Consider the following 25,269-nt stretch of genomic DNA (forward strand, 5'->3'; position numbering starts at 1 on the left):
CGCGGCTGAGCGTTCCGTAGGTCCATAGCTCCGTAGGTCGGATTAGCCGACGGCGTCATACGACGGGCCGAAGCCGCGACCATCCGGGCATCTGCAGATCGCATCGAGCCTGGCGGGCGTTTCCGTCGGCTTACGGCCTGTGGCCTAAGCCGACCTATGCGGCTGTGTGGCTCCGCTCGCCGCTGATCGCGTCAGTCGATAGCTCGGCGCTTAATCGGCCGCAGGCATGTCGCTCAGACCGGCCGCCGACCGGAAAACGCCTGACTGAGGGTGCCGGCGTCGACATACTCCAGCTCGCCGCCCACCGGCACGCCGTGGGCGATCCGCGATATGCGGGCGCCGTTCTGACGCGCCAGGTCGCCGACGTATTGGGCGGTGGCCTCGCCCTCGACCGTCGCGCCCATGGCGAGAATCAGTTCCTCGACCGTGCCCGCCGCCAGGCGCTCGCGCAGAATGCCGAGGCCGAGCTCCTCCGGGCCCACGCCGTCCAGCGGCGACAGTTTGCCCATGAGCACGAAATAGCGACCGCGATAGTCGGTGTTCTGCTCGATGGCCATGACGTCGGCCGGGCTCTCCACGACACAGACGAGCGCGGGATCGCGGCGTTCGTTGGCGCAGATCTCGCAGCGTTCGCCTTCGGTGAACATGCGGCATTCGCTGCAGTGGCGCACGGTGGCGATGGCGTGTTCCAGCGTCGTCGCCAGATGCCGCCCGCCCTGGCGCTCCCGCTGCAGCAGATGAAACGCCATGCGTTGGGCGCTCTTGGCGCCCACGCCGGGCAGGACCCGCAGGGCGTCTATGAGCTGGGTCAGGGCCGGTGAAAAGGCCACGGTCAGCCAGACCCCATCGGCCGCGCGGCGCCTGTGTCCAGATACCGAAGGGTGCGTGCCATCGCGCTCAGAACGGCAGGTTCATGCCCGGCGGCAGATCCATGCCGCCCGTGAGCTCCGACATCTTCTCCTTGCTGGCGGCATCCACGCGCTGGACGGCGTCGTTGATCGCCGCCGCCATTAGATCCTCCGCGAATTCGCGATCCTCCTCGAAGACGCTCGGGTCGATGATCACGTTCTTGACCTCGTGCTTGCCGGTCATGACGACCTTGACCAGGCCGGCGCCGGACTCGCCCGTGATCTCCATCTTGGCGAGCTCTTCCTGCGCCTCCTGCATCTTGCCCTGCATCGCCTGGGCCTGCTGCATGATCTTGCCTATGGAACCTTTCATCGCTCTTCTCGCTGTTGCGCCGCCGCGCTGCGGCGGTTGGGCTTGATGGTATCGGCGCGCAGCTGCGCGCCCAGCCGATCGCGCAGCCGATGCACGAACGGATCGTTCTCGATCGAGGCGATCGCGTCCCGCTGCCTCGCCTCGGCGTCCTGTTCCTGCCGCTGGGCGGGCGTGTCCCGGGCCTCGTCCACGAATTCGACCGACAGTTTCGGTGCCGGCTGCGGCGCCCAGTACGCGGCCAGTGCCGCCTCCAGCTTTCGCTTTGCGCCGGCTGTCGCGAGGAACTCGTTGCTGCGCGCCAGCTCGAGCACCACCTGTTTCTCATCGAGATGGCGACAGACCCCGTTGTTTGCAAGCTGCGCACCGAATCCCGACACCTCCAGCCGCGGGACCAGCGCGTGCCAGTCCTCGGGGTGATCGCGGCCCGCGGCGTCGTCCCCGGTCGACGGTTGCTCGACGTCGCTGCCGGCGGGCTCGGCCGGTGTCGCTTCAGTGGCCGGGTCGGGCTCGGCCGCTGGTGTCGTTTCGGGGTCCGGAGTCGGCTCCGGCTCCGGCTCGGCAGCGGGCATCGCTTCGGTCGGCGTCGATGCTGTGGCCGCATCCGGTTTCGACTCGGTTCGCGGTGCCGGCGCACCCGGCTCGCTGTTCTCTGCCGACGGTTCACTGGCAGCGGCCGGGGTCAGCGTCTCCCGTGCCGGCGGCTCAGACGGCGCGGGCTCGGCGGCGGACGGCGGCGATGTCTCCTGAGTAGACGATTGCCGCGCCACGGGCTGCCCGTTCGGTTCGCCCGCCTGTCCCTTCACCACCGGCTGTTCAGCCGTGGCCTGCGGCGCCGCGGGCGCGGCGGCTTGATGTGAGCTGGTCGCGGTCGAACGCCCCAGCTGCTCGCGCAGCGCGGCGGGGCCGCTGCGGGCGGGCTCGGCGCTAGGCTTTGCCGGGCGCTCCGATCCGCCGGGTGCGTTCGAATGACCGGTGGCCGCGCCGGCCGGCACGAAGGCCAGCATCCGCAGTACCGTCATCTTGACGCCCACCAGCGGATCCGGCGCGTGCGCGAGATCGCGCACACCGGCCAGCGTGATGTCGTACAGCACCTGAACCGTCGCCGCGTCCGCCCGGGCCGCGGTTTCGCGCCAGGGCTCGGCCTCCTCGTCGACCACGTCACCGACGATCTGAATCGTGGCGATGTGCTGCCAGGCGGTGGCCAGCGCATCCAGCAGATAGCGCATGTCGATCCCCTGGGCGTAGAGCGCGGCGAGTGCTTCAAGTGCCGTCGCGGCATCCGCGTCCACGATCGCCGTGACCAGTTCGGCGACGCGGGCCTGGCCGAGCGTGCCCAGCATCTCGCGCACGGCTTCGGACTCGAGCCGGCCGCCGCCGAAGGCGATCGCCTGGTCCAGCAGCGACAGTCCGTCGCGCATGCTGCCGTCGGCCGCGCGGGCGATTTCGGTCAGTGCGCCCTCTTCCACGCTCAGCGATTCGGCGTCGACGACGGTCTGCAGCTGGGCGCTGATCTCGGCGACGGGCAGCCGCTTGAGCGGGAACTGCAGACAGCGGGACAGGATGGTGACCGGGATCTTTTCCGGTTCCGTCGTGGCGAGCAGGAACTGCACGCGCGGCGGCGGCTCCTCGAGCGTCTTCAGCAACGCGTTGAAGGAATGTTTGGACAGCATGTGCACCTCGTCGATGAGATACACCTTGCTGCGGCCGCGCGTGGGCGCGTACTGGACGTTGTCCATGAGGTCGCGGGTGTCGTCGACACCGGTACGCGAGGCGGCGTCGACCTCGATCAGGTCGACGAAGCGCCCTTCGTCGATCTCACGGCAGGTGCCGCAGGCGTCGTCGCCCCGACACGGATGCGCGGTGACACCGTGCTCGCAGTTCAGGCACTTGGCGATGATGCGCGCCAGCGTGGTCTTGCCGACGCCGCGCGTGCCCGAAAACAGCAGCGCGTGGTGGAGCTGGTCCTGTTCGAGCGCGTGGGTGAGCGCACGCACCACATGCGTCTGCCCCACGAGCTCGTCGAAGCGCCGCGGGCGCCAGGTTCGGGCGAGCGCCTGGAAACTCATGCGGCGGGGCCGGAGCGTGCCGTGTCGGCCGCGAGGATATGCACCATGATCTGCCTGATGGCCGGGCGGTCGATTGATCCGCGAACACACACTATCGCGGCCCGCCGGTGGAGTTTCAAGCCGCCCGATCGCCCATCCCGTTTCGCGGGATGGCCCGGCCCGCGCGGACCGAAGGCCGCGCCGCGTGAGACAAGGGTGGCGGCCCGCACCAGCGACACCCCGGCGCCCGAGTCCGCCGCTACCGCTGCTCCCTTCCGGGCCTGACGGGATTTGCGGCATGTCGTCGCGGGGGCACCGACACGGGCCACCATTGATTGGTCGGCGCGCGGCTAAGGCCGCCGCGCCATGTCTGGCGGAGAGGGAGGGATTCGAACCCTCGGTACGGGGTTACCGCACACACGCTTTCCAGGCGTGCTCCTTCGACCGCTCGGACACCTCTCCTAAAAAACGGCTGCAGATTGTAACTTATGCGTCGCCCTCGCGGGCGACCGGAGAGGTCGGGATTGCGAAAATCGCTTTTGGCGATTTTCGTCCTTCGGACTCACATGCTCGGCATGTTCGCGCCAGCCGCAGTGCGGCTGGTCAACCCTCGGTACGGGGTTACCGCACACACGCTTTCCAGGCGTGCTCCTTCGACCGCTCGGACACCTCTCCGTAGAGCGCGGCATTGTAACGCATGTGATCGGCCTCCGGGGATGATCCGTCCTACGGGGTAACGGCAAGGCTACAACGGACAGACACGGAAGACTGGCGAGCGCAACATTTGAGTTGCGCGCTTGTACGTTACCAGCGCCTGCCTTGGTCTGATCGCGCACGCGGCGCTACCGCGATACACCGGCCCCAAAATGCGCGCCAGCGCAGCGTCACCGACCCTATGCCGTGTCGGGCTATATTTCCCGTATGTCAGCCGACCGTATATCACACCATCGATATGCTTCGGATCGCTGTGCACAACCCCGCAAATCGTGTGCAGGCCGTTGAGATCGAGCTGCGGCCAACGTCTGAAGCCGCTGCCAGCTACAACGCTCTGCCAGGTCTAGCTGCTCATCGCCGGCGGTGAGGTTAGACAACGGGCTCTCGGGTCACTGCTGACCGAGTGAGCCGGTGCCTCATCGTATTTACCTACGGGGCCGCGTTCGACTTCCGGGATTTGCATCGCCGAGTCCGGCTCGGGAACATCGAGACCCGGCGGACTCTCAAGCGGCGGAAACGATTTCGCGTCCATGTAAGCCTGATTCTCAAGGCAGTCCGGGGTACCGGCACAGGCCGTCAGGCCCGTGGCGACGATACCCAGCATAAAGAGGAGAGTTGCCTTCACTGATACTCCCGTAACCATTCATTAAGTATGAGATGTGGCGTCCGCTATACGTATTGCGCCTGGATACCGGCGACGAACCCTATCACTGGGGCGGCCGAACAGCATAAGACAAGACACCGTCACGGACCGTAAGCCACCACGTCTGCCTCCCATTCGGTCACTGGAAGTCTTCCCAGTAATTGCCGAGATTCCTCAGAGACGTAAGGCCGTAAAGCGAGTAGCGACGTGACAACCGCGCGCCACCATCTCGTGTCAGCGGCCGCCAAGCAATACCGGCGCGTTGTGAACTCGACTCCGTGAAAAACAAGTCCAGGGGCATGCTGAGATATATCCCCTTGTCGAAGCTGCCTTCACCATACGCGTCGCCTGCGTCAGTGAACGTCGCATAGGCTCCTAATCGGACGCCATTGTCGAACAGGCGCGAGAAATCGAGGGTCGCCCCGATGTCTTTCGCTAGATAGCGCCCTACGCTGAGCTGAGCCAGCACATCCTTGATGCCCGTGTCGACATACGCTGTCGCGTGCCCCGTCCAGGTCGAATAATCGCGCAGGCCGAACTGGGTATCGAATTCGCGTTGACGCACCCAGTTGGCATTGAAGCCAAACGCGATATCGCTGTTGAACGGGCGATACAGAACTTCGCCACCCGCCCCGGCGTACATCTGCTCTAGATAACCGCCATACGCCATGCCGAACCAGTTATCGGACAAACGCGCCGTACGCGTATATTGCAAGTTATATATGCCGACTTCGGTTTCATCCAGATACCGAGTTACGAAGGTCCGCACGCGCGGCAAGTCGGAAGGTGCGATGTAATCGGCGTTGTCCAGGTTGTCGAACAGCGTATAGCCGAGGCTGCCGGAGAACCACCCATGTTCGTCTGTACGGAACTGCGCACCGAGTTTAGCCAGAACTTGATAAAGATAACCGTCCGGGCCACCGTAGTTCTGATTCACGTCCGGCCACAAGCTCCAGGAAAAGCGATCGCCGAACGATTCGTAGAGCGCTTGTTCCTGAGACGACGACGCAGGCTCGCCAACCGTGTTCACTGCGGCGACACCACGCCGATAGTCGAGATCCGCAAAGGCGCTGCCGGGCTCGACCAATATCGGTGCATGCGGCAGCGGATCACGCGGCATGACGTCCTCGCGCAGATGGAACCCATTACTGATCCAACGATAGCGAAACGTATCAATATCGGGGCCGGCCGCGTTGTGCAGAATACGATTCGCCCGCATCTCGGCTTCTGGCATTCGACGGTACTTTGCCGCCACACCCTCTACGACGAGGGCGTTCCCATCCCGAGTGATACGGCTGGCGCGGATACCGGCGTTGTCAGCCAAGGCATCAGCGACTTCGGACCAATCATTCGTATTGTGATCCCGACCCGGTTTGGGAGGCACCGGAGCCGGATCATTCTTGGGTTGCGACAGTCCGGCAAGGTTCGCGCTGAGCGTCATACCGAACATTGCGGTGTTGCCCCGTTCCCATGCGGCCGAAAGCGTCACGTTGTCGTGGACGCGCAGCCGCGCACCCACATTGATCGGTGAATCCTGCTCCTGTGGATTATCGAGCGGCTCGCTCGAATAGTCATTGCCATCGTATTCGAGCTGCAACGTCAATGGTTCGAACGGAGTCTGATACTGGATCCCGCCGAATAAAGCCGCTTTGCCCGTAAACAATTCATTGAGATTGAAGTCACCGCCGCCATCAGCACTGCGCCCGGTGCGCTCCTCGAACCGCTCGCCGGCTACACGCAACGGATTCTCCAAATCCGCCCGCGAGCCGAGATAGCCCCACGCCAGCCCCAGGCTAAAATCGAAGTTATACCAACGCTTGTTTGCTACAACGTACTCGCTGCCAAACAAGCCAGTCCCGCCGAAATCGCGAAACCCCAACGCGACCTCAGGCACATACCGGCTCTCATCGATGAGCGATAGCTTTAAATCCACTCCTTTGTCGAGATATTCCAACTCCCGTTGCCCCGAAGCCGGGTACAGTCGGTCGGATATCTGAGTATAGCGAAAGCCGGCTTCCAACCACTCGAAAGGTTGCAGGCTGAATGCGTAATGCGTGTAAGGATCCACTTGGTCGTACGTGAACGACATCTGTGCGGTCGGCTTCATGCGGGCTGTCGGCGTCTGCATGAGCCCGACGCCACCAAAATCGCTCTGAAACAGGTTCAGCGAATAATCGCTACTGGCGGCCAACGCACGCCCCGACAGACAGGGCACTACAACCAAACCACTGATTACAGCGGCTCGCGCAACGCCCAAGGCGCAACCATAGATCCGGGTCTTACTCATGGCGGGCCGAATCCTGGCGGAATTCCGACTCTCGGCACTCGGTCCCCGTCGGGGTGCGCGCCGTTAGACGGGCGATCGCATCCCGTATCCACGGAAACGCATCCCCCTTAAACGGCAACGCTACGATCACCCTGGAGCCTGGCATCAAATCCATGTCTGTGTAATTCCAGGCTTGAATCCCCCGGTGTACTACATGGCCCATCGGTGTAACCACAGCGACTTGGCCATCGCCCGTCGCCGAAATTACATCGTCGTCGACAAGATCACCGAGCGAGCGCGCCGAAGGCCAATCCAGACGGCGAATGCCCTGAACATCCCAGACTTCCACCCAGTTCGGCGGCTGACAGCTTCCGATCGCTGAAATACGCGAAAGCGGGACATTGTGCTCAGGTTGAGCCAAAAGTTGCGCGGCACCCCAGTCGCCAGGCAATCGAAATGCCTGTAGCGATTCGATTCGTCTACGCCATGCGGCAACGGTCTCGACCGGCCTGACGTATCCCATTTCCTCAAGACGCCAGGACAGGTTATCCAGCTCCCCCAGCAGGTCACGTTTTATTCGCCGCGCTGTCTCTGCCGCATCGATCTCGCGTATGTAGGCGTAAGGCCAATCAACTGACGCCAGATCGGGGTATGCCAGCCATGCTTGCAACAGTCGTGGCCCGTCTGTTCTCGACGTCGCCGCTGCGGAGGTAAAGAAGACGCCACCGACTATGGCAATGAGCAAACCAGCCGAAGCCGCACGCAGACATCCGAAGAGAGACGACATCAAGCTCCCAGTAATCGCATGAATGCCGTTTACCGGCGCTGAAACAAACACTACCACCAGGGTCTGGCCACGCGCCAAGCAATAACAGGCCCGCCCGGCCACGGTACGACTTCTGCCGCCCAAATATGACGATCCCCGGGAGAACGCCAGATCACGGAGGCAGTCTGTTTGCCATTGGACCAGGAAACGACCTCGCGACAACGCTCAAGCCGTATCGCGGCCAGGGGCAGGTCAAGCTTCTCGCGCTCCGGGCCGCAAGTGAGGGTTGCGTTACCCTGCCCGGCTTTTTCGCGACCCTCGCTGTCTCGCCAGGATCTTTCAACCTTATAAGACACGGGATCACCCACCGCGCCGTGCCATGGCGGCGACGATTCCCCTACAACTCGTGCAGAAAGCAGATCTCGACTCAACCCCCTTGTGGCTTCAAGATACTCGTTAGCGAGAACAACAGTCTCGCCGGTACTTGTTTGCCAGAAGGTTACCCGATCGCTTTTCTCTGCGAGCACCAGCAGCCCGCCATGACCGGCGACTGATAACGCGATCGAAGCATAGGGGATTGATTCAGCCTGACGAGAATAATCGCCCTCGCCCGGAATGAATGTCGCGACCGTGGACGAAAACGGACCACCGTTACCACCGGCGCATGCGCTCAGCGCAATACCGACCCAAAAAAACCACCCACAAAGAAAGGCCGCCCGAAGGCGGCCTTTCGATTTGTTCGCGATATCTGGCAGCTGCATTAGACTGCGAACGTTACTGGGTCAGTTCGTGCCAACCGTCCCAGTCGTGCCTGTCGTACCCGTCGTACCCGTCGTACCAGTTGTACCCGTAGTTCCGGTGGTGCCACCCAAGTTCACGTCTTCATCACCACTGTCCGCCAGCGCGAGCGCGCCGCCGATGAGTGCAGCCGCACCACCGGCCGCCAGCGCGCCGTGCGCAACCGTCTGAGCATTGTCAGAACCCGCCGCGCCGCCAGAGGCAACCGGCTGCTCGTCACTGCTGTCTGCGTCGGAGCTGTTCTGTGCCATGGCGACTGGCGCCATCAGCAGCATGGCGATACTGGTTGCAGCCAGAATATTTTTCATCGTTCTGTCTCCCAAGAAGGGCATAAGTTTTTGCGCAGCTTGAAAACTACAACAGCCTGGGCTGAAACGCAAACCGCTGTACAAGACACTACGCCAAGGACAGGAGTCTTGCTCACAATTACTCCGAACGCAAGCGATCACGAACCGGTCAACAGCCTCAACTGGCGCAATGCCTCCCGCACCGGCTCGTGGAAATGCTCGGCCAGCGGCGTCATCGGCAGGCGGATGCCGGGCCCGATATAGCCCATCTCACCGAGCGCCCACTTGACCGCGATCGGATTGGGTTCGAGAAACAGTGCGTTGTGCAGCGGCAGCAGCTCGGCGTCGAGTGCCTCCGCCCGCTCGCGATCGCCGGCGACCGCGGCCTCACACATGTCGTGCATCAGGCGCGGCGCGACGTTGGCGGTGACCGAGATGTCGCCCTTGCCGCCGACGAGCATGGTCTCCATGGCCGTGCCGTCGTCGCCGGAGAAGATGCGGATGTTGTCGCCGACCTCCTCGATCAGCGCATGGATCCGTTCGATGGAGCCCTTGGCCTCCTTGAGCGCGACGATGTTGTCGATCTCGGCCAGGCGCCCGACCGTCTCGGGCAGCATGTCCACGCCCGTGCGGCTCGGCACGTTGTAGAGCACCTGTGGAATGTCGACGGCCATGGCGATGGCATGGAAGTGCCGGTACAGGCCTTCCTGCGTGGGCTTGTTGTAGTACGGACAGACGAGCAGACAGGCATCGGCACCCACGCGCTTGGCGTGGCGCGTCAGGCGGATGGCTTCGTCGGTGGCGTTGCCGCCCGTGCCGGCAATCACCGGTACGCGCCTGTCCACGATCTCGACCGCGCGCTCGATGACCTCATCGTGCTCGCGAAAGCCGAGCGTCGAGGATTCGCCGGTGGTACCGACCGCGACGATGCCGTCGGTGCCCTCGCTGATGTGCCAGTCGATGAGCCGTTCGAAACTCTCCCAGTCGACGCTGCCGTCGGCGTGCATGGGCGTGACGATGGCGACCATGCTGCCGCCCAGTTCCTGATTGCCTTTTACCACGTTGTCTCCTGTCGTACCCGTGCACGGGCGACGGATTGTAACCGCGTGTGCGCGTGCCTTGTAGTGCTAACATAGCCGGCTTTTCCAGTCGCCGACGTTCTTCGAGCCGAGCTCTGCCCATGCCGGAAATCAAGAAGTATCTTTCGATCGTGGCAGTAGGCGCGAGTCGCGACAAGCTCGCGCGCGATCTCGTCGATGCCGTCGTGCAGCGCGGCTGCGAGATTTCGGAATGCCGCATCACCCCGCTGGGGGATCAATTCTCGGCCGCGCTGCTGCTGTCGGGCAACTGGAGCGCCATGGGCAAGATGGAAAGTGCCCTGCCCGGGCTGGCCGAACAGCTCGGTCTGGCGATCCAGTCCCGACACAGCCGGCCGGCGGAACCGGAGACCGCGTATCGCCCCTATGCCGCCGAGGTCGTCGCGCCGCAGCAGACACGGCTGCTCGGCGAGTTGCTGGATTTCTTCGCCGAGCAGGAGACCCGCGTGGTCGAGATCAGCGCCCAGGCCTACGAATCCGGGCTGACCGGCGCGCCGATGTGCACGCTGCATATCGCGCTGCAGGTGCCGCTGAACCATCATCCGCAGACGCTGCGCGATGCCTTCATGGATATCTGCGACGACCTGCATGCCGACGGCCTGCTCGACCCGGTCAAGACCTGACGGCCCAATCGCGACAGCCACCATCGCGACATCCAGAGGAGACCCGCCGATGACCGCCGAAACCGGGGCGCAAGCGCCCGATTTCTCCGCTCCCGCGACGGGCGACAAGACACTGTCGCTGTCGGAGTTCGCCGGCCGCACCCTGGTGCTGTATTTCTATCCGCGCGACAACACGCCCGGCTGCACCCAGGAAGGCGAAGCGTTTCGCGATGCCTACGACGACTTTCGCGCCGCGGGTGCCGATATCGTGGGCGTCTCCCGCGACTCGCTGCGCAAGCACGAGAATTTCCGCCGCAAGTATGGCTTTCCCTTCGATCTCGTCAGCGACCCGGACGAAAAGCTCTGCCGCGCCTACGATGTCCTCAAGGAGAAGAACATGTACGGGCGCCGACATATCGGCATCGAGCGCAGCACCTTCGTGATTGACGGTGACGGCGTCATTCGCCACGTCTGGCGCGGGGTCAAGGTCGCCGACCACGCGCAGGAAGTGCTCGACGCGGTGCGCGCCCTGGCCGCTTAGCGGCACGGGTCGCCGCTCTGTCGCGACAAAGGCGGCATCGGTCGACGCCGTCTTCCGATAACACGGCCCGGCCGCGCCCGGGCTCCACTCGTCCGACCGGATCGCTCCATGTCCAAACGAGTCTTCGTTCTCGACACCAACGTGCTCATGCACGACCCGACGGCGCTGTTCCGCTTCCAGGAGCACGACATCTTCATCCCGATGGTCGTGCTCGAAGAGCTCGACGCCGGCAAGAAGGGCGTGTCCGAGGTCGCGCGCAACGTGCGCCAGGTCAGCCGTTTTCTCGACACGCTGATGGCGCGCCACACGCACGCCGAGATCGACGCCGGCCTGGCGCTCGACCAGGGCGTCGAATTCGCGGCCAGCGCCGACGAGGACGCCCCGCGCGCCAGCGGCCGGCTGTACTTCGAGACCCGCCCGGCCGAGGGCAGCCTGCCGACCATGCTGCCGGGCAACAAGGCCGACAACTCGATCCTGCTGTCGGCGCTGTCGCTGCGCGGCGTGTTCACCGGCGCCGAGGTCGTGCTGGTGTCCAAGGACATCAACCTGCGGATCAAGGCGTCGGTGATCGGCATCGAGGCCGAGGATTACATCAACGACAAGGTGCTCGAGGACCTCGACCTGCTCTACACCGGCTACGCCGAGCTGCCGGGCGATTTCTGGAGCACGCACGGCCAGAACATGGATTCCTGGCAGGAGGCCGGGCGGACCTTCTACCAGCTCAGCGGCCCGGAAGTCACCGACTGGCATCTCAACGAGCTGCTCTATTTCGGCCGCGAGAACGACATCGAGCTCATCACCCGCGAGCTCGACGGCGACACCGCCACCCTCGAACTCGCCGACGACTACCGCCCCGGCAAGGGCTCGGTCTGGGGGGTGAACGCGCGCAACCGCGAACAGAACTTCGCCCTCAACCTGCTCATGGACCCGGAGATCGATTTCGTCACCCTGCTCGGCGCGGCCGGCACCGGCAAGACGCTGCTCACGCTCGCCGCAGCGCTGGCGCAGACGCTGGACGAATCGCGCTATCGCGAGATCATCATGACCCGCGTGACCGTGCCGGTCGGCGACGACATCGGCTTTCTGCCCGGCACCGAGGAAGAGAAGATGACGCCCTGGATGGGCGCGCTCATGGACAACCTCGAGGTGCTCACCGGCAACGGCGGCGGCTCCGACTGGGAGCGCGCGGCCACCAACGAGCTGCTGTCCAAGCGCATCAAGATCCGTTCGGTCAACTTCATGCGCGGTCGCACCTTCCTCGAGCGCTTCATCATCCTGGACGAGGCCCAGAATCTGACCCCCAAGCAGATGAAGACGCTGATCACCCGCGCCGGGCCGGGCACCAAGTTCGTCTGTCTGGGCAATCTGGCCCAGATCGACACGCCCTATCTCACCGAGACCACCTCCGGGCTGACCAACGTGGTGGACCGGTTCCGGAACTGGCGCCATGCCGGCCACGTGACGCTCGCACGCGGCGAACGCTCGCGTCTGGCCGACTACGCCTCTGATAAACTCTGAATCGAATCAGGCTTCAAGAACCGCCTGCAACGCTCACAGCGCGCGCAGGCGCCAGGAGTTTCCATGGCCCATGCCGATCTTGCCGCGTCGACCGAGCAGGCGCTCGGTGGCGCGCCCCGGAAACAGCAGCTCATCGAGCGGCTCACGGCGGAGCTGCCCGCCGATATCGTGCTGCACGCGGACGAGGATCTGCGCCCGTTCGAATGCGACGGCCTGTCGGCCTATCGCCAGGTGCCGATGATCGTGGTGCTGCCGTCGACCATCGCCCAGGTCCAGACGACCATGCGCATCTGCCACGACAACGACGTGCCGGTGGTCGCCCGCGGCGCCGGCACCGGCCTGTCGGGCGGCGCGCTGCCGCTGGACGACGGCGTGCTGCTGTCGCTGGCCAAGTTCAACCGCATTCTGGACATCGACACCGACAACCGGCGGGCCACGGTCCAGCCCGGCGTGCGCAACCTCGCGATCTCCGAGGCGGTATCGCATCTCGGGCTCTACTATGCGCCCGACCCGTCCTCCCAGATCGCCTGTTCGATCGGCGGCAACGTCGCGGAGAACTCCGGCGGCGTTCACTGTCTGAAATACGGCCTGACCACCCACAACATCGTCCAGATCGAGATCGTGACCGTGGAGGGCGAGCGCCTGACGATCGGCAGCAGCGCCCTGGACAGCCCCGGTTTCGACCTGCTCGCGCTGATGACCGGCTCCGAGGGCCTGCTCGGCGTGATCGTCGAGGTCACGGTCAAGCTGCTGGCCAAGCCGGAGCTGGCGCGGGTCGCGCTGGTGGCCTTCGACGACGTCCGCAAGGCCGGCGACGCCGTGGCCGCAATCATCCAGGCCGGGATCGTGCCCGCGGGCCTGGAGATGCTGGACAACCCGGCGATCGTGGCCACCGAGGAATTCGTGCACGCGGGTTATCCCAAGGACGCCGCCGCCATCCTGCTCTGCGAGGTCGACGGCACCGAGGCCGAGGTGGAGGAGGATATCGAACGCGTGCGCGAGGTCGTCGAGCGCGAGGGCGCGACCGAGGTCCGCATCTCGCGCGACGACGGCGAGCGCGCCCTGTTCTGGGCCGGGCGCAAGGCCGCCTTCCCGGCCATGGGGCGTATCTCGCCGGACTACTACTGCATGGACGGCACGATCCCGCGCAAGGCGCTCGCCGAGGTGCTGATCGGCATCGGCGAGCTGTCGGAAGAATACGGCCAGCGCGTGGCCAACGTCTTTCACGCCGGCGACGGCAACCTGCATCCGCTGATTCTCTACGATGCCAATCAGGAAGGCGAGCTGGAACGCACCGAAGCCTTCGGCGGCGCGATCTGCCGGCTGTGCCTGGAGCACGGCGGCTCGATCACCGGCGAGCACGGTGTCGGCGTGGAGAAGATCGATCAGATGTGCGTCCAGTTTCCGTCGGCCGAGCTGACCCAGTTCCACGCGGTCAAGGAAGCCTTCGATCCGAAGGGCCTGCTCAATCCGGGCAAGGCCGTGCCCACGCTGCACCGCTGCGCCGAATTCGGTGCCATGCATGTCCACAACGGCGAACTGCCCCACCCCGAACTGGAGCGACTGTGAGCGAGCACGCCGATCTGAGCCGGGAGCTGAGCGAACGCGTCGCCGACGCCGCGGCCCGCGAGGCGCCGCTGGCGATCCGCGGCGGCGGCACCAAGGCGTTTCTGGGCGAGCGCAGCGAGGGCGAAGCGCTGGACGTGACCGGCCACCGCGGCATCGTGTCCTACGAGCCGGGCGAGCTGGTGCTCACCGCACGCGCCGGCACGCCGCTGACCGAGATCGAGGCCGCGCTCGCCGACGCCGGTCAGATGCTGCCCTTCGAACCGCCGCACCACGGCGCCAACGCGACCCTCGGCGGCACCATCGCCGCCGGCGTCTCCGGGCCCGGCCGGCCGTTCTTCGGTGCCGCCCGCGATCTCGTGCTGGGCACGCGCATCGTCAACGGCCGGGGCGAGGATCTGCGCTTCGGCGGCGAGGTCATGAAAAACGTCGCGGGCTACGATCTGTCGCGGCTGATGGCCGGCGCCCACGGCACGCTCGGCATGCTGCTGGAGATCAGCCTCAAGGTACTGCCGGCCCCACGCGCCCGCGCCACGCGGGTGTTCGAGCACGACGCCGCCACGGCCATCGAGCAGATCAACGCCTGGCAGCGCAAGCCGTGGCCGATCACCGCGGCCTACTGGGAGGACGGCCGGACCTATCTACGGCTGGCCGGCGCACAGTCCTCAGTGGACTCGGCCATCCGGGCCCTGGGGGGCGAGGCGCTGACCGACGACGGCACCTTCTGGCAGAGCGTGCGCGAGCAGACGCGCAAATTCTTCGAAGGCGACGACCCGCTGTGGCGCTTGTCCGTGGCCCCGGCCACACCCATGATGGATCTTGAGGGGCCGACGGCGCTCGACTGGGCCGGCGCCCAGCGCTGGCTGCGATCGGCCGCACCCGCGGAGACGGTCCGCGCGGCGGTATCGAGCCACGGCGGCCACGCCAGCATTTATCGCGGTGACGCGTCGCCGCGTTTTCATCCATTGCCCAAGGCGCTGATGGCGCTGCATCGGCGCGTCAAGCAATCCGTCGATCCGGCCGGTATTCTCAACCGCGGCCGGCTCTACCCGGACTTCTGATATGCAGACATCGATCATCCCGCAACTGCGCGACACCGCCGACGGCCAGGAGGCCGACCGCATCCTGCGCGCCTGCACCCACTGCGGCTTCTGTACCGCCACCTGCCCGACCTACCAGCTGGTAGGCGACGAGCGGGACGGCCCGCGCGGGCGCATCTACATGATCAAGCAGGTGCTGGAAGGCGAAGAGCCGACCGAGAAGACCCAGCGTCATCTCGACCGCTGCCTGACCTGCCGCGCCTGCGAGACCACCTGCCCGTCGGGCGTGGAGTACGCCAAGCTCGCCGACATCGGCCGCGAACTGGTCGATCAGAAGGTGCAGCGGCCGCTGCCGCAGCGGGTCGTGCGCTGGCTGCTGCGTCATATCGTGGCCTACCGGAACCGTTTCGGTTTCGTCTTCGCGCTCGGCCATTTCTTCAAGCCGCTGCTGGTGGGGCCGCTGGCGCCGCTGCGCCAGAAGATGCCACCGAAACAGGAGCGCATCGACTGGCCGCAGGCGGACAACACCCAACGCACCATGCTCGTCCATGACGGCTGCGTGCAGCCGGTGGCCGCGCCCAACACCAACGCCCACGCCGCGCGCATTCTCTCGAAACTCGGCGTGCGCCTGATCGCGCCGAAGGCCAGCGGCTGCTGCGGCGCGCTGTCCCAGCATCTGAGCCACCGCGAGGAGGCGCTGGATTTCGCGCGCGCCAACATCGATGCCTGGTGGCCGCATATCGAGGCCGGCGCCGAGGCGATCGTGATCACCGCCAGCGGCTGCGGCGCCTCGGTGGCCGAGTACGGCTACATGCTGCGCAACGACCCGGTGTACGCGGACAAGGCCGCGCGGGTCTCGGAACTCACGCGCGATCTAAGCGACGTGCTGGCGCAGGAGGACCTGACCTCGCTCGGCGACATCGGCGACGGCCGCAAGGTCGCCTATCATCCGCCGTGCACGCTGCAGAACGCCCCCGGCCTGCACGACAACGTCGCCGAGATCCTGACCCAGGCAGGCTATCAGCTCACCCACGTGCAGGATCCGCATCTGTGCTGCGGCTCCGCGGGGACCTATTCGATCCTGCAGCCGACCATGGCCAACGAGCTGCGCGACAACAAGCTCGCCTCGCTCAATGCCGGTGCCCCGGACGTGATCGTCACCGCCAACATCGGCTGCCAGCTGCATCTGGAAGCCGCCGCCGGCATCCCGGTGCGGCACTGGATCGAGCTGCTGGAACCGCGGATGGCCCAGCCCGCGGCGGCCTGAGACTCCGGGGGGCCTGAGGGCCCCTGGCGCCGCCGCGGCTCAGCCGGCCCCCAGGCCGCGCGTGTCACCCTCGAGCGGCGCGTGTGTTCGCGGCCAGGCCTTGATCACGGCGTGGACGACGGTCGCCAGGGGTATCGCGAAGAACACGCCCCAGAAGCCCCAAACGCCGCCGAAGAAGAGCACGGCCGTGATGATGGCCACCGGATGCAGGTCCACCGCCTCCGAGAAGAGCACCGGCACCAGTATGTTGCCGTCGATCATCTGCAATACGATATAGGCGACGAGCACGTACAGCGTCTGGGCCTCCATGCCCCACTGCGCGTAGGCGACCAGCATCACCGGCACGGTCATGCCGAAGGCGCCGATATAGGGCACGAGCACCGAGAACCCGACCAGGGCGGACAGCAGCATCGCGTACTTGAGCCCGAGCAGCGTGAACGTCGCGTAAGCGGCGACCCAGACGATGGCGATCTCCACCGCCTTGCCGCGGACGTAGTTGCTCAGCTGGGCGTTGACGTCGGTCCAGACCGACTGCACCAGCCCCCGGTTACGTGGCACGAAACCTGCGACCCACGTCAGAATCAGGTGCTTGTCGCGCAGCATGAAGAACACCATCAGCGGCACGAGCAGGATATAGACACCCAGATACAGCAGGCCCATGCCCACCACCAGCGACCGCGTGACCAGCGACTGGCGCCAGGAGGCGACGTCGATCGTGGTGGTGTTCAGCAGCGCATCGATCTGCTCGCCCGTGATCAGCGCCGGATAACGTGAGGGCAGCGACGCGATCCATGTCTGGATGCGATCGATCAACGCCGGCAGTTCCTGCACGATCTGGCCGGCCTGCCGGGTGAGCAGCGGCAGCAGCGCGAAGCTCACCCAGACCACGCTCAGCAGCAGGGCGGTCGAGAGCAGCGCGGCCGCCACCCAGCGCGGCACCCGCAGCCGCTCGAGCCGACAGACCGGGCCATCGAGCAGATAGGCGACCACCACAGAGGCCAGCACGGGCGTGAGCAGCGTGCCGAAGAGCATGAGCAGGACAAGGCCGCTGAGCAGAATCAGCGCCAGCGCGACCACCTGCGGATCGGAGAAATGCCGGGCGAACCAGGAGCGGATGATGTTCATGCCGCGAGCCCGTCGACCCGGCGCGCTCCGCCGGAGGCACCCCGCGGATGATGCCTGTTGCGCTGTTGACCCAACTCTGTCTCCTTGTCTCGCATCGGTGCAGACGCTTGGCGGGCAGTTTAATGGAATGAACGAATCACGCTAACCTGAGTCTCACTGGGACCGATGTCGGAAAGGCTCTTCGTGCGCGCGACCCCCACCCTCGTCCGCTGGCTCGCGGGCTGCCTGGCGTGTTTCATCGTCATGGCGACCGCCGGCGCGGCCCGCGACTATCAACTGCCGACCATCGGTCAGCCCGCCGACGCGTATATGTCGCCGGCCAAGGAGGACAAGCTGGGTCGGCAGGTCGTCTCCGAACTGCTCGGCCGCGGCATGATCATCGAGGACGCGCTGCTGTCCGAATACGTCAACCAGGTCGGGAACCGGCTGGTCCGTCACACCTCGGGCAACGCCGGCAACTTCCGGTTCTACGTCATCGACAGCGCGCAAGTGAACGCCTTCGCCCTGCCGGGCGGTTATGTGGGCATCAATGCCGGCTTGCTCACCGAGACCGATAACGAGAGCGAACTCGCCGGCGTCATGAGCCACGAGATCGCGCACGTCACCCAGCGCCACATCGCCCGCCAGATCGAGGCGACGTCGGGGATGGGCTGGGCGACCGCCGCAGCGGTTCTGCTCGCGGCCGTCGCCGGCGGCGGCGACCCCGATGCCATCTCGGCGGCCGTGGCCGCCGGCGTGTCCAACCTCGGCCAGCAGCAGACGAACTACACCCGCTCGCACGAATACGAAGCCGATCGCCTCGGCATCCGTACGCTGGCCGCGGCCGACTACGATCCCGACGCCATGTCGAGCTTCTTCGCGAAGATGCAGCGCCGCGCCCGGCTTTACGGGACCCAACTGCCACAGATCCTACTCTCGCATCCGGTGAGCACCACGCGCATGGCCGAGGCCGAATCGCGAGCCGCCGACTACGGCGCGATCGACGTTCGCGAGTCGCCCCAATACGCCCTGATGAAGGAGCGCGCCCGCGTGCTGGCCGGCCGCCAGCTGAGCGATCTTGCGCGTTATTACGAGAACCGGCGCGCCGACGGGCGCCCGGCGCCCGCGCTGGACTACGGCTACGCCCTGGTGCTGAATCGACTCGGCCGCAACCAGGAGGCGGCCGATCTGCTGCGGCCATTGGCGCGGGCCCATCCCGACATGCTCGCCTATCGACTGGCGCTGGCGCACACCTATTCGCGCGCCGGGCAGCTCGCCACGGCGCGGCGCCAGCTCGACGCCATCCGGGCGGATTTTCCCGACAGCGCAGCCGCCAAGCTCGACTACGCGCGCACGCTCATCGAAGCCGGCGAGCCCGGCGCCGCGCGCGACTACCTGCTCGGCGAGACCCAACTGCTGGCCAGCGCGTCCGAAGCACAGGAGATGCTCGCCCGCGCCGCCAGCCAGCAGGGCCGCCTGGGCGAGGCCTACTATCGCCAGGCCCGGTTCCACGAGATGCGCGGCGCCTACGCGCCGGCCATCAATCAATTGCGCGCCGCGCTGCAGACCGCCGACCTGAACGCCTTCGACGAAAGCCGCCTGCGCGCGCAGCTCGACCAGATCGTCCGCGCCTGCCATGACGCCTGGTCCGAGCGCGAATGTCGCGAGCGCGTCAACGAGGACGCACGACCCGCTTCGACGCGCCCCGGTTCCGCACGATGACTCAGCACGCAGTGCCCGGCGGGCACTTAAAGGCCTGTTAATACTTCATGCGAACGCCGCGTTGGAGACCGCACATCGTGTGCGGCAAGGCACGAGTCGCCGATCGCGGCGAGCCACGATCAAGACTGGCAATGCCGCCGAGTGCCCATGGTCGTTTCATGCGCGGTCCAGCCCCTGGGGCCAGGCGCTGTTGTACAGCAACCCAGCGTTTTCGCATGCTCGCGCAGACCGACTGCGCGGCGCGTACTGCGCCTTGCCTTGTCGCACGACAGCGCTTGACGCGGCTCATAATGTTGACACGCCCTAGAGCAGGCGCGCACTCCGGGTCGGCGCTGTCTCACCGGGACGCACATCCCGCACGGGCGTGACCGTGTTCCATTGCCGGCAGCTCGGGCACTGCCAATGCAGATAGCGCCCCGCGAACCCACACTGCCCGCAGTGATAGAGGGACTGACGTTCGATGATGCGGCCCAGCGACTGCCGCAGACTGTCGAGCGGACCGGTGAGATTGCTGCGCGTCTGCGACCAGGTCAGGTCGAGCAGATGATAGAAACCGATCCAGTTCGGTTCGGATTGCAGATACTGCGAGATGTGCGCGATCGCTTCGTCCACCCGCCCCTGGCGCTGCAGCAGGCGCGCATAGGCCACATGCGGGTGAGCGCCGTCGCATAGCGGCATCAGCTCCCGCAGGAACTGGGCGTAGCCGCGCTCGTCATGCAGTGCCGCGTGACAGCGCCGCATTGGTTCGACGATTTCGGAGATGAACGCGGCGTCCTGGCGCAGGATCTGGCGGTAGGCGCGAATCGCGGCCCGGTGTTCGCCGCCCTGTTCCGCGACCGCGCCCGCGATCAGGCTCGCCCGGGCACAGTCCCGAAAGGAATGGCGCGCGGCCTTGAGATGGCGTTGCAGCGCCTCGTGCGCGCCTTCACTGCGCGCCTGTTCCGCCAGCTCGCAGAAATATTGCGCGATCACCGGGCGTAGCGAGGTCCCGCGTACCGTCTCGAGACGACGCGTCGTCTCGATGGCCTGTGACCAGTCCCGCTCCTGCTCGTAGATCGCGATCAGGCCGGTCAGGGACCGGTCCAGAAACAGGTTCTGGTCGGCGAGCTCGCGGAACAGATTCTCCGCCCGGTCGAGCACGCCGGCCCGCAGATAATCCTGGGCCAGTTCGTAACGTGCCTGATTGCGATGCGCCGCTTTCAGATTCGGACGCGCCACCAGGTTCTGGTGAACACGCAGGGCCCGGTCGACTTCACCCTGGCGACGAAAGAGATTGCCGAGCGCGATATGAGTCTCGGCGGTATCGTTATCGACGTCGAGCAGACGCACGAAGGCGGCAATCGCGCGATCCGCATCGTCGTTGACGAGATGACTGATGCCGCGCAGATAGTCGGCGTTGACCGGTGCAGCCGACTCGTCCGGATCCCGGCTTCGACCCCGTGCATACCACCCGGACGCCGCCGCGACGGGCAGCAGGAGCAGCACGACCCAGATGCCGTCAAGCATCGTGGATAGGCAGGCTCCGCAGGTTGGATATCTCGGACCGGGCGTCCTTCAGCTTGCGCTGGGCGCTCGACAGCTGACTCCGCAACCGTGCGATACGCACGCCGCAGACGAGCAGCGTGATGAGAAAACCGATCACGAACGCCACGGCCAGCAGCACGACGAGCGGCGCCTCCGTCGTCGTCCAGAGCAGATCGACGCTGACCAGGTCATAGTTGAAAAAGCCGAATGCGACGCCGAGCACCAGAGCGACAATCACAACCAGGTTACGTATCAGGCGCAGCATTGAGACACCGTATTATTGCCATGGTCGAGCGGCGTCTGAGAGGCGCGCCACCGCTCGGCTATGAGTGGTTCGTATTGACGCGCTCGCGCAGTTCCTTGCCGGGCTTGAAGTGCGGCACGTACTTTTCCGGAATGTCCACGGACTCCCCAGTCTTCGGGTTGCGCCCCCGCCGTGCCGGCCGATGGTGTACGGAAAAGCTGCCGAACCCGCGGATCTCGACCCGGCCGCCGTCGGCCAGTTCTCCGATCACGTTGTCCAGCAACAGCTTGACGGCCAGTTCCACGTCCCGGTGCGACATATGCGCCTGACGTTGGACCAACCGCTCGATCAACTCCGATTTAGTCATGCAGCGCTCTCCCTCGAAACGCCGACCCCCGATCATGCGCCGCAATGACGCACCCCTAGCGAGAGGCTATTTAAAACGCGGGGCGCGCGCAAGCGCCCCGCGTCGCCGCACCGGGCGAACCCCGACTAATCGGTGCGATCGTTGGCGTCGATCTGCTCCTTGAGCAGCTCGCCCAGGCTGGTCGTGCCGGTCGACGCGTCGGTATCCGCGTATTCGCGCATCGCCTGCTGCTCGTCCTTCTCTTCCTTGGCACGAATCGACAGGCTGATGGTGCGGTTGCGGCGATCGACGCCGACGAAGCGGGCCTCGACCTGCTCGCCCTCGGAGAGCACCGAACGCGCATCCTCGACGCGGTCGCGCGCGATGTCCGACGCGCGGATGTAGCCGGAGACGTCGTTGCCGAGGTCGACCACCGCCCCGCGCGCGTCCACGCTCGAGATGGTCCCGGTGACGATGCTGCCCTTGGGATGATCGGCGACGAAGCTGCCGAGCGGATCCTGCGCCAGCTGCTTGATGCCCAGCGAGATGCGCTCGCGATCGGCGTCGATCGACAGCACCACGGCCTCGACCTCTTCACCCTTCGAGTAGTTGCGCACCACTTCCTCGCCGGCCTCGTTCCAGGACAGGTCGGACAGGTGCACGAGACCGTCGATGTTGCCCGGCAGGCCGACGAAGATGCCGAAATCCGTGATCGACTTGATCTGGCCGGAGACCTGATCGCCACGCTGGTGGTTGGCAGCGAAGTCCTCCCACGGGTTCGACTGGCACTGCTTCATGCCCAGCGAGATGCGGCGGCGCTCCTCGTCGATCTCCAGCACCATGACCTCGACCTCGTCGCCCACCGACACGAGCTGGCCGGGATTGACGTTCTTGTTGGTCCAGTCCATCTCGGAGACGTGCACCAGGCCTTCGACACCCGATTCGATCTCGACGAAGGCGCCGTAGTCGGTGATATTGGTCACGTTGCCGAACAGGCGCGTGTTCTCCGGATAGCGGCGCGCGATGTTGACCCACGGATCGTCGCCGAGCTGCTTCAGGCCGAGCGAGACGCGGGTGCGCTCACGATCGAACTTGAGCACCTTGACCTCGATCTCCTCGCCGACGTTGACGACATCGGTCGGGTCCTTGATGCGCTTCCAGGACATGTCCGTGATGTGCAGCAGGCCGTCGATGCCGCCGAGGTCCACGAAGGCGCCGTAGTCGACCAGGTTCTTGACGATGCCCTTGAGCACGATGCCTTCCTGGAGCGTGTCGAGCAGCTGCTTGCGCTCTTCGCTGTACTCTTCCTTGAGCACATCGCGACGCGACACGACCACGTTGTTGCGCAGACGGTCGAGCTTGATGACACGGAATTCGAGCGGCTTGCCTTCCAGATACGTGGTGTCGCGCACCGGGCGCACGTCGACCAGCGAACCCGGCAGGAAGGCGCGGATGTTGCCGACATCGACGGTGTAGCCGCCCTTGACCTTGCCCGAGATGTGTCCGACCACGGATTCGCTGTTCTCGTAGGCGCTGGTGAGGAAGTCCCAGGTGCGGATCCGCTGGGCCTTTTCCTTCGACAGCCGGGTGGCGCCGAAACCGTCCTCGACGGCCTCCAGCGCGACTTCGACCTTGTCGCCCTCCGAGACCGACAGTTCGCCGTTCTCGTCGTAGAATTCATCGACCGGGATCACGCCTTCGGACTTGAGGCCCGCGTCGACGATCACGACGTCGTTCTTGACTTCCAGCACCTCGGCGTTGATGAGGGAACCGGGCTGCATGGTGCGACCCTGCAGACTTTGCTCGAATAGTTCGGCGAAACTTTCAGACATGGGTGGGACTTGATCCTGCGGCGCACGAGAAAGGCGCCATCGGTGGTTGAAAAAACAATCCGTGAAACGGCCTTGCGCCGCCTCCGGCCCTGAGTTTGCGCGACTGGACCCTATAGATTAAAGCCAGCCCTTTTCGCGCACAAGACCGCGGACGCGCTCGATCGAGGCGGCCACGGTCTCGCCGGTGGTGTCGATGACGTGGGCATCGACCGCCGGCTTGAGAGGCGCAACGGCACGCGATGCATCGCGCGCGTCCCGCTCCACAATCTCCTGATATATTCGGTCAAGGTTAGCATCGGCGTGCAACTCGGACAACTGCGCGTATCGCCGCGCCGCGCGTTCGGCGGCCGAGGCGGTCACGAACAGCTTCAGGTCGGCCTCGGGAAAGATCACGGTCCCCATGTCACGGCCGTCGGCGATCAGGCCCGGCGGAACCGCAAATGCGCGCTGACGCTGCAGCAGCGCGTCGCGCACGGCGGCCTGCACCGCCCACTGCGATGCTGCCTCCGAGACGAGATCGCTGCGGATCGCCTCGGTGACGTCCTCGCCGGCCAGATGGACGCGCTGCCCGTCGCCACTGTCGGGCTCGAAATACAGCTCGAGATGCCGCGCCGCCTCGGCGCCCCGTTCGCGATCCGTCTCGGCTGCCGGGTCCAGGCCGCGGCGCAGGGCCGTCAGCCCCACCAGACGATACAGCGCCCCGCTGTCCAGCAGATACCAGCCCAGCTCCCGCGCCAGGGCCGAGGCCAGCGTCCCCTTGCCGGCGCCGCCGGGCCCGTCGAGCGTCATCACCGGCGAGGAATTCACGACGCCGCCCGCTCGCTACGGATCGCCAGCCCGGCCGCGGCGGCCACCGACACGAAGCCGGGAAACGAGGTGTCGACGTAGTCGCAGTCATCGATCGTGATCGCGGCGTCCGCACGCAGCGCGGCGATCGCGAACGCCATGGCGATGCGATGATCGGCATGGCTGGCGACATGCCCTCCGCCGAAGCTCGGCGCCTGCGGCCGGCCGACGATCGTGAGCCCGTCCTCGGCCACGGTCACGTCGACACCCAGCGTGGCCAGGCCGTCGGCCATGACCGCGATCCGATCCGATTCCTTGACCCGCAACTCGGCGGCGCCGGTCAGGCGCGTGGTGCCCTCGGCGCAGGCCGCGGCGATGAAGATCGCCGGGAACTCGTCGATCGCCAGCTCGACCTGATCGCCGCCGATGGCGATGCCTTTAAGGGGCGCGCTGCGCACCCGGATGTCGGCCACCGGTTCGCCGGCCTGCTCGCGCTCGTTGCCGAGGACGATGTCCGCCCCCATCGCCAGCAGGATGTCGATCACCCCGCGGCGGGTCGGATTGATGCCCACCCCCGGCAGCCGCAGCTCGCTGTCCGGGGCGATGCTGGCCGCCACCATGAAGAAGGCCGCCGACGACAGGTCGGCGGGCACGGCGACATCGGCGGCGCGCAGCCGCTCGACCGGCTGCAGCGCCACCCGGCGATCGCCGCGTCGCAGCGGCACGCCGAAGGCGGCGAGCATGCGTTCGGTATGGTCGCGACTGACGCCGGGCTCCTCGATGCGCGTCTCACCGTCGGCGTAGAGACCGGCCAGCAGCACGCAGGACTTGATCTGGGCACTGGCCACGGGCGGACGGTAGGTGATGCCGCGCAGGGGCCGACCGCCCCGGATGTGCAGCGGCGCGCGGCCGGCCGCGTCGCCGCGGATATCGGCCCCCATCCGGGTCAGCGGCTCGATGACCCGCGCCATCGGGCGCCGCGACAGACTGGCATCGCCGGTGAGCACGCTGTCGAACGCCTGCCCGGCCATCAGGCCGGACAGCAGTCGCATGGAGGTACCCGCGTTGCCGAGATCCAACGGTGCATCGGGCGCCTGAAGCCCGTGCAGGCCGACGCCGTCGATGACCAGGGCATTGCCCTCGCGTCGATGTGCCACGCCCATCGCGGCGAAGGCCGCCAGGGTCGCCAGGCAGTCCGCACTCTCCAGGAAGCCGGTCACGCGGGTCGTGCCCGAGGCGAGCGCCGCGAACATCACCGCCCGGTGGGAGACGGACTTGTCGCCGGGCACCTGCACCTCACCCTGCAGATGGCCGCCGGGCTCGATCCGGAAACGACGCAC

The 25,269-nt window shown here is 65.9% G+C and carries 22 protein-coding genes, 2 tRNA genes and 1 other RNA gene; 7 read left to right on the forward strand and 18 right to left on the reverse strand.

Translation table 11 applies throughout. The annotated features are described in order from the left end of the window. Positions 1 to 233: 233 nt before the first annotated feature. The 11 genes from recR to dapA form a co-directional block, all read right to left on the reverse strand. Positions 234 to 830, reverse strand: coding sequence for a recombination mediator RecR (gene recR, locus SAOR_RS06115; protein ID WP_123630653.1), 597 nt, complete (start codon positions 828 to 830; stop codon positions 234 to 236). 67 nt (positions 831 to 897) lie between these two features. After that, positions 898 to 1,221 carry a YbaB/EbfC family nucleoid-associated protein gene (locus tag SAOR_RS06120; protein ID WP_123590313.1) on the reverse strand — a complete coding sequence of 108 codons (324 nt, stop codon included), beginning with the start codon at positions 1,219 to 1,221 and terminating at the stop codon, positions 898 to 900. Then, positions 1,218 to 3,287, reverse strand: coding sequence for a DNA polymerase III subunit gamma/tau (gene dnaX, locus SAOR_RS06125; protein ID WP_123630654.1), 2,070 nt, complete (start codon positions 3,285 to 3,287; stop codon positions 1,218 to 1,220). The genes SAOR_RS06120 and dnaX overlap by 4 nt, the downstream gene beginning before the upstream one ends. Positions 3,288 to 3,490: 203 nt before the next feature. Further along, an RNA gene (gene ffs / locus SAOR_RS06130) (signal recognition particle sRNA small type) lies at positions 3,491 to 3,587 on the reverse strand. A 50-nt stretch (positions 3,588 to 3,637) separates the two neighbouring features. Beyond that, positions 3,638 to 3,728: transfer RNA gene (locus tag SAOR_RS06135), tRNA-Ser, on the reverse strand. 48 nt (positions 3,729 to 3,776) lie between these two features. Continuing rightward, positions 3,777 to 3,941 (reverse strand) — tRNA-Ser (locus SAOR_RS16775). An 821-nt stretch (positions 3,942 to 4,762) separates the two neighbouring features. Further along, positions 4,763 to 6,910: a YjbH domain-containing protein gene (locus SAOR_RS06140; RefSeq protein ID WP_123630655.1), complete on the reverse strand. Its 2,148-nt coding sequence runs from the start codon at positions 6,908 to 6,910 to the stop codon at positions 4,763 to 4,765. Further along, positions 6,903 to 7,733, reverse strand: coding sequence for a capsule biosynthesis GfcC family protein (locus tag SAOR_RS06145; RefSeq protein WP_185015568.1), 831 nt, complete (start codon positions 7,731 to 7,733; stop codon positions 6,903 to 6,905). The genes SAOR_RS06140 and SAOR_RS06145 overlap by 8 nt, the downstream gene beginning before the upstream one ends. Further along, the gene (locus tag SAOR_RS06150; protein ID WP_123630657.1) at positions 7,727 to 8,416 is read right to left on the reverse strand and encodes a YjbF family lipoprotein; all 690 of its coding nucleotides are present in this window, start codon (positions 8,414 to 8,416) and stop codon (positions 7,727 to 7,729) included. The genes SAOR_RS06145 and SAOR_RS06150 overlap by 7 nt, the downstream gene beginning before the upstream one ends. A 21-nt stretch (positions 8,417 to 8,437) precedes the next feature. Beyond that, positions 8,438 to 8,761 (reverse strand): hypothetical protein, encoded by a 324-nt coding sequence (locus tag SAOR_RS06155; protein ID WP_123630658.1) that lies wholly within the window; start codon positions 8,759 to 8,761, stop codon positions 8,438 to 8,440. A gap of 137 nt (positions 8,762 to 8,898) precedes the next feature. Next, a complete protein-coding gene (gene dapA / locus SAOR_RS06160; protein ID WP_425472098.1) occupies positions 8,899 to 9,768 on the reverse strand; it encodes a 4-hydroxy-tetrahydrodipicolinate synthase in 870 nt (289 codons plus the stop codon). A gap of 152 nt (positions 9,769 to 9,920) precedes the next feature. On the opposite strand from dapA, the gene SAOR_RS06165 reads away from it, so the two are divergent. The 6 genes from SAOR_RS06165 to glcF all read left to right on the forward strand — a co-directional run bounded on the left by SAOR_RS06165 (position 9,921) and on the right by glcF (position 16,371). Then, on the forward strand, positions 9,921 to 10,460 hold the full coding sequence (locus tag SAOR_RS06165; protein WP_123630660.1) for a glycine cleavage system transcriptional repressor: 540 nt from the start codon (positions 9,921 to 9,923) through the stop codon (positions 10,458 to 10,460). 49 nt (positions 10,461 to 10,509) lie between these two features. Next, on the forward strand, positions 10,510 to 10,980 hold the full coding sequence (locus tag SAOR_RS06170; RefSeq protein WP_123630661.1) for a peroxiredoxin: 471 nt from the start codon (positions 10,510 to 10,512) through the stop codon (positions 10,978 to 10,980). Between the two features lie 108 nt (positions 10,981 to 11,088). Beyond that, the gene (locus SAOR_RS06175; protein ID WP_123630662.1) at positions 11,089 to 12,498 is read left to right on the forward strand and encodes a PhoH family protein; all 1,410 of its coding nucleotides are present in this window, start codon (positions 11,089 to 11,091) and stop codon (positions 12,496 to 12,498) included. 63 nt (positions 12,499 to 12,561) lie between these two features. Beyond that, positions 12,562 to 14,067 (forward strand): FAD-linked oxidase C-terminal domain-containing protein, encoded by a 1,506-nt coding sequence (locus SAOR_RS16900; protein ID WP_221179892.1) that lies wholly within the window; start codon positions 12,562 to 12,564, stop codon positions 14,065 to 14,067. After that, the gene (glcE, locus tag SAOR_RS16905; RefSeq protein ID WP_221179893.1) at positions 14,064 to 15,125 is read left to right on the forward strand and encodes a glycolate oxidase subunit GlcE; all 1,062 of its coding nucleotides are present in this window, start codon (positions 14,064 to 14,066) and stop codon (positions 15,123 to 15,125) included. The genes SAOR_RS16900 and glcE overlap by 4 nt, the downstream gene beginning before the upstream one ends. Position 15,126: 1 nt before the next feature. Next, entirely contained in the window at positions 15,127 to 16,371 is a 1,245-nt protein-coding gene (gene glcF / locus SAOR_RS06185) for a glycolate oxidase subunit GlcF (protein WP_123630663.1), read from the forward strand. Positions 16,372 to 16,410: 39 nt separating this feature from the next. On the opposite strand, the gene SAOR_RS06190 is transcribed toward glcF, so the two are convergent. Continuing rightward, complete coding sequence (locus SAOR_RS06190; RefSeq protein ID WP_123630664.1) at positions 16,411 to 17,496, reverse strand: AI-2E family transporter; 1,086 nt, start codon at positions 17,494 to 17,496, stop codon at positions 16,411 to 16,413. 183 nt (positions 17,497 to 17,679) lie between these two features. Between SAOR_RS06190 and SAOR_RS06195 the strand changes: the two genes are divergently transcribed. Continuing rightward, on the forward strand, positions 17,680 to 19,197 hold the full coding sequence (locus SAOR_RS06195) for a M48 family metalloprotease (RefSeq protein ID WP_185015569.1): 1,518 nt from the start codon (positions 17,680 to 17,682) through the stop codon (positions 19,195 to 19,197). A gap of 303 nt (positions 19,198 to 19,500) precedes the next feature. On the opposite strand, the gene lapB is transcribed toward SAOR_RS06195, so the two are convergent. The 6 genes from lapB to aroA form a co-directional block, all read right to left on the reverse strand. After that, the gene (gene lapB, locus SAOR_RS06200) at positions 19,501 to 20,703 is read right to left on the reverse strand and encodes a lipopolysaccharide assembly protein LapB (RefSeq protein ID WP_123630666.1); all 1,203 of its coding nucleotides are present in this window, start codon (positions 20,701 to 20,703) and stop codon (positions 19,501 to 19,503) included. After that, the gene (locus SAOR_RS06205) at positions 20,696 to 20,986 is read right to left on the reverse strand and encodes a LapA family protein (RefSeq protein WP_123630667.1); all 291 of its coding nucleotides are present in this window, start codon (positions 20,984 to 20,986) and stop codon (positions 20,696 to 20,698) included. The genes lapB and SAOR_RS06205 overlap by 8 nt, the downstream gene beginning before the upstream one ends. A gap of 58 nt (positions 20,987 to 21,044) precedes the next feature. Continuing rightward, positions 21,045 to 21,332, reverse strand: coding sequence for an integration host factor subunit beta (locus tag SAOR_RS06210; protein ID WP_123590330.1), 288 nt, complete (start codon positions 21,330 to 21,332; stop codon positions 21,045 to 21,047). A 125-nt stretch (positions 21,333 to 21,457) separates the two neighbouring features. Beyond that, positions 21,458 to 23,143 (reverse strand): 30S ribosomal protein S1, encoded by a 1,686-nt coding sequence (gene rpsA, locus SAOR_RS06215; protein WP_123630668.1) that lies wholly within the window; start codon positions 23,141 to 23,143, stop codon positions 21,458 to 21,460. A 117-nt stretch (positions 23,144 to 23,260) separates the two neighbouring features. Beyond that, positions 23,261 to 23,932: a (d)CMP kinase gene (gene cmk / locus SAOR_RS06220; RefSeq protein ID WP_185015571.1), complete on the reverse strand. Its 672-nt coding sequence runs from the start codon at positions 23,930 to 23,932 to the stop codon at positions 23,261 to 23,263. Positions 23,933 to 23,946: 14 nt separating this feature from the next. Beyond that, positions 23,947 to 25,269 (reverse strand): 3-phosphoshikimate 1-carboxyvinyltransferase, encoded by a 1,323-nt coding sequence (aroA, locus tag SAOR_RS06225; RefSeq protein ID WP_123630670.1) that lies wholly within the window; start codon positions 25,267 to 25,269, stop codon positions 23,947 to 23,949.

Source organism: Salinisphaera orenii subsp. orenii MK-B5 (genome assembly GCF_003788635.1).
Classification (GTDB): Bacteria; Pseudomonadota; Gammaproteobacteria; order Nevskiales; family Salinisphaeraceae; genus Salinisphaera; species Salinisphaera orenii.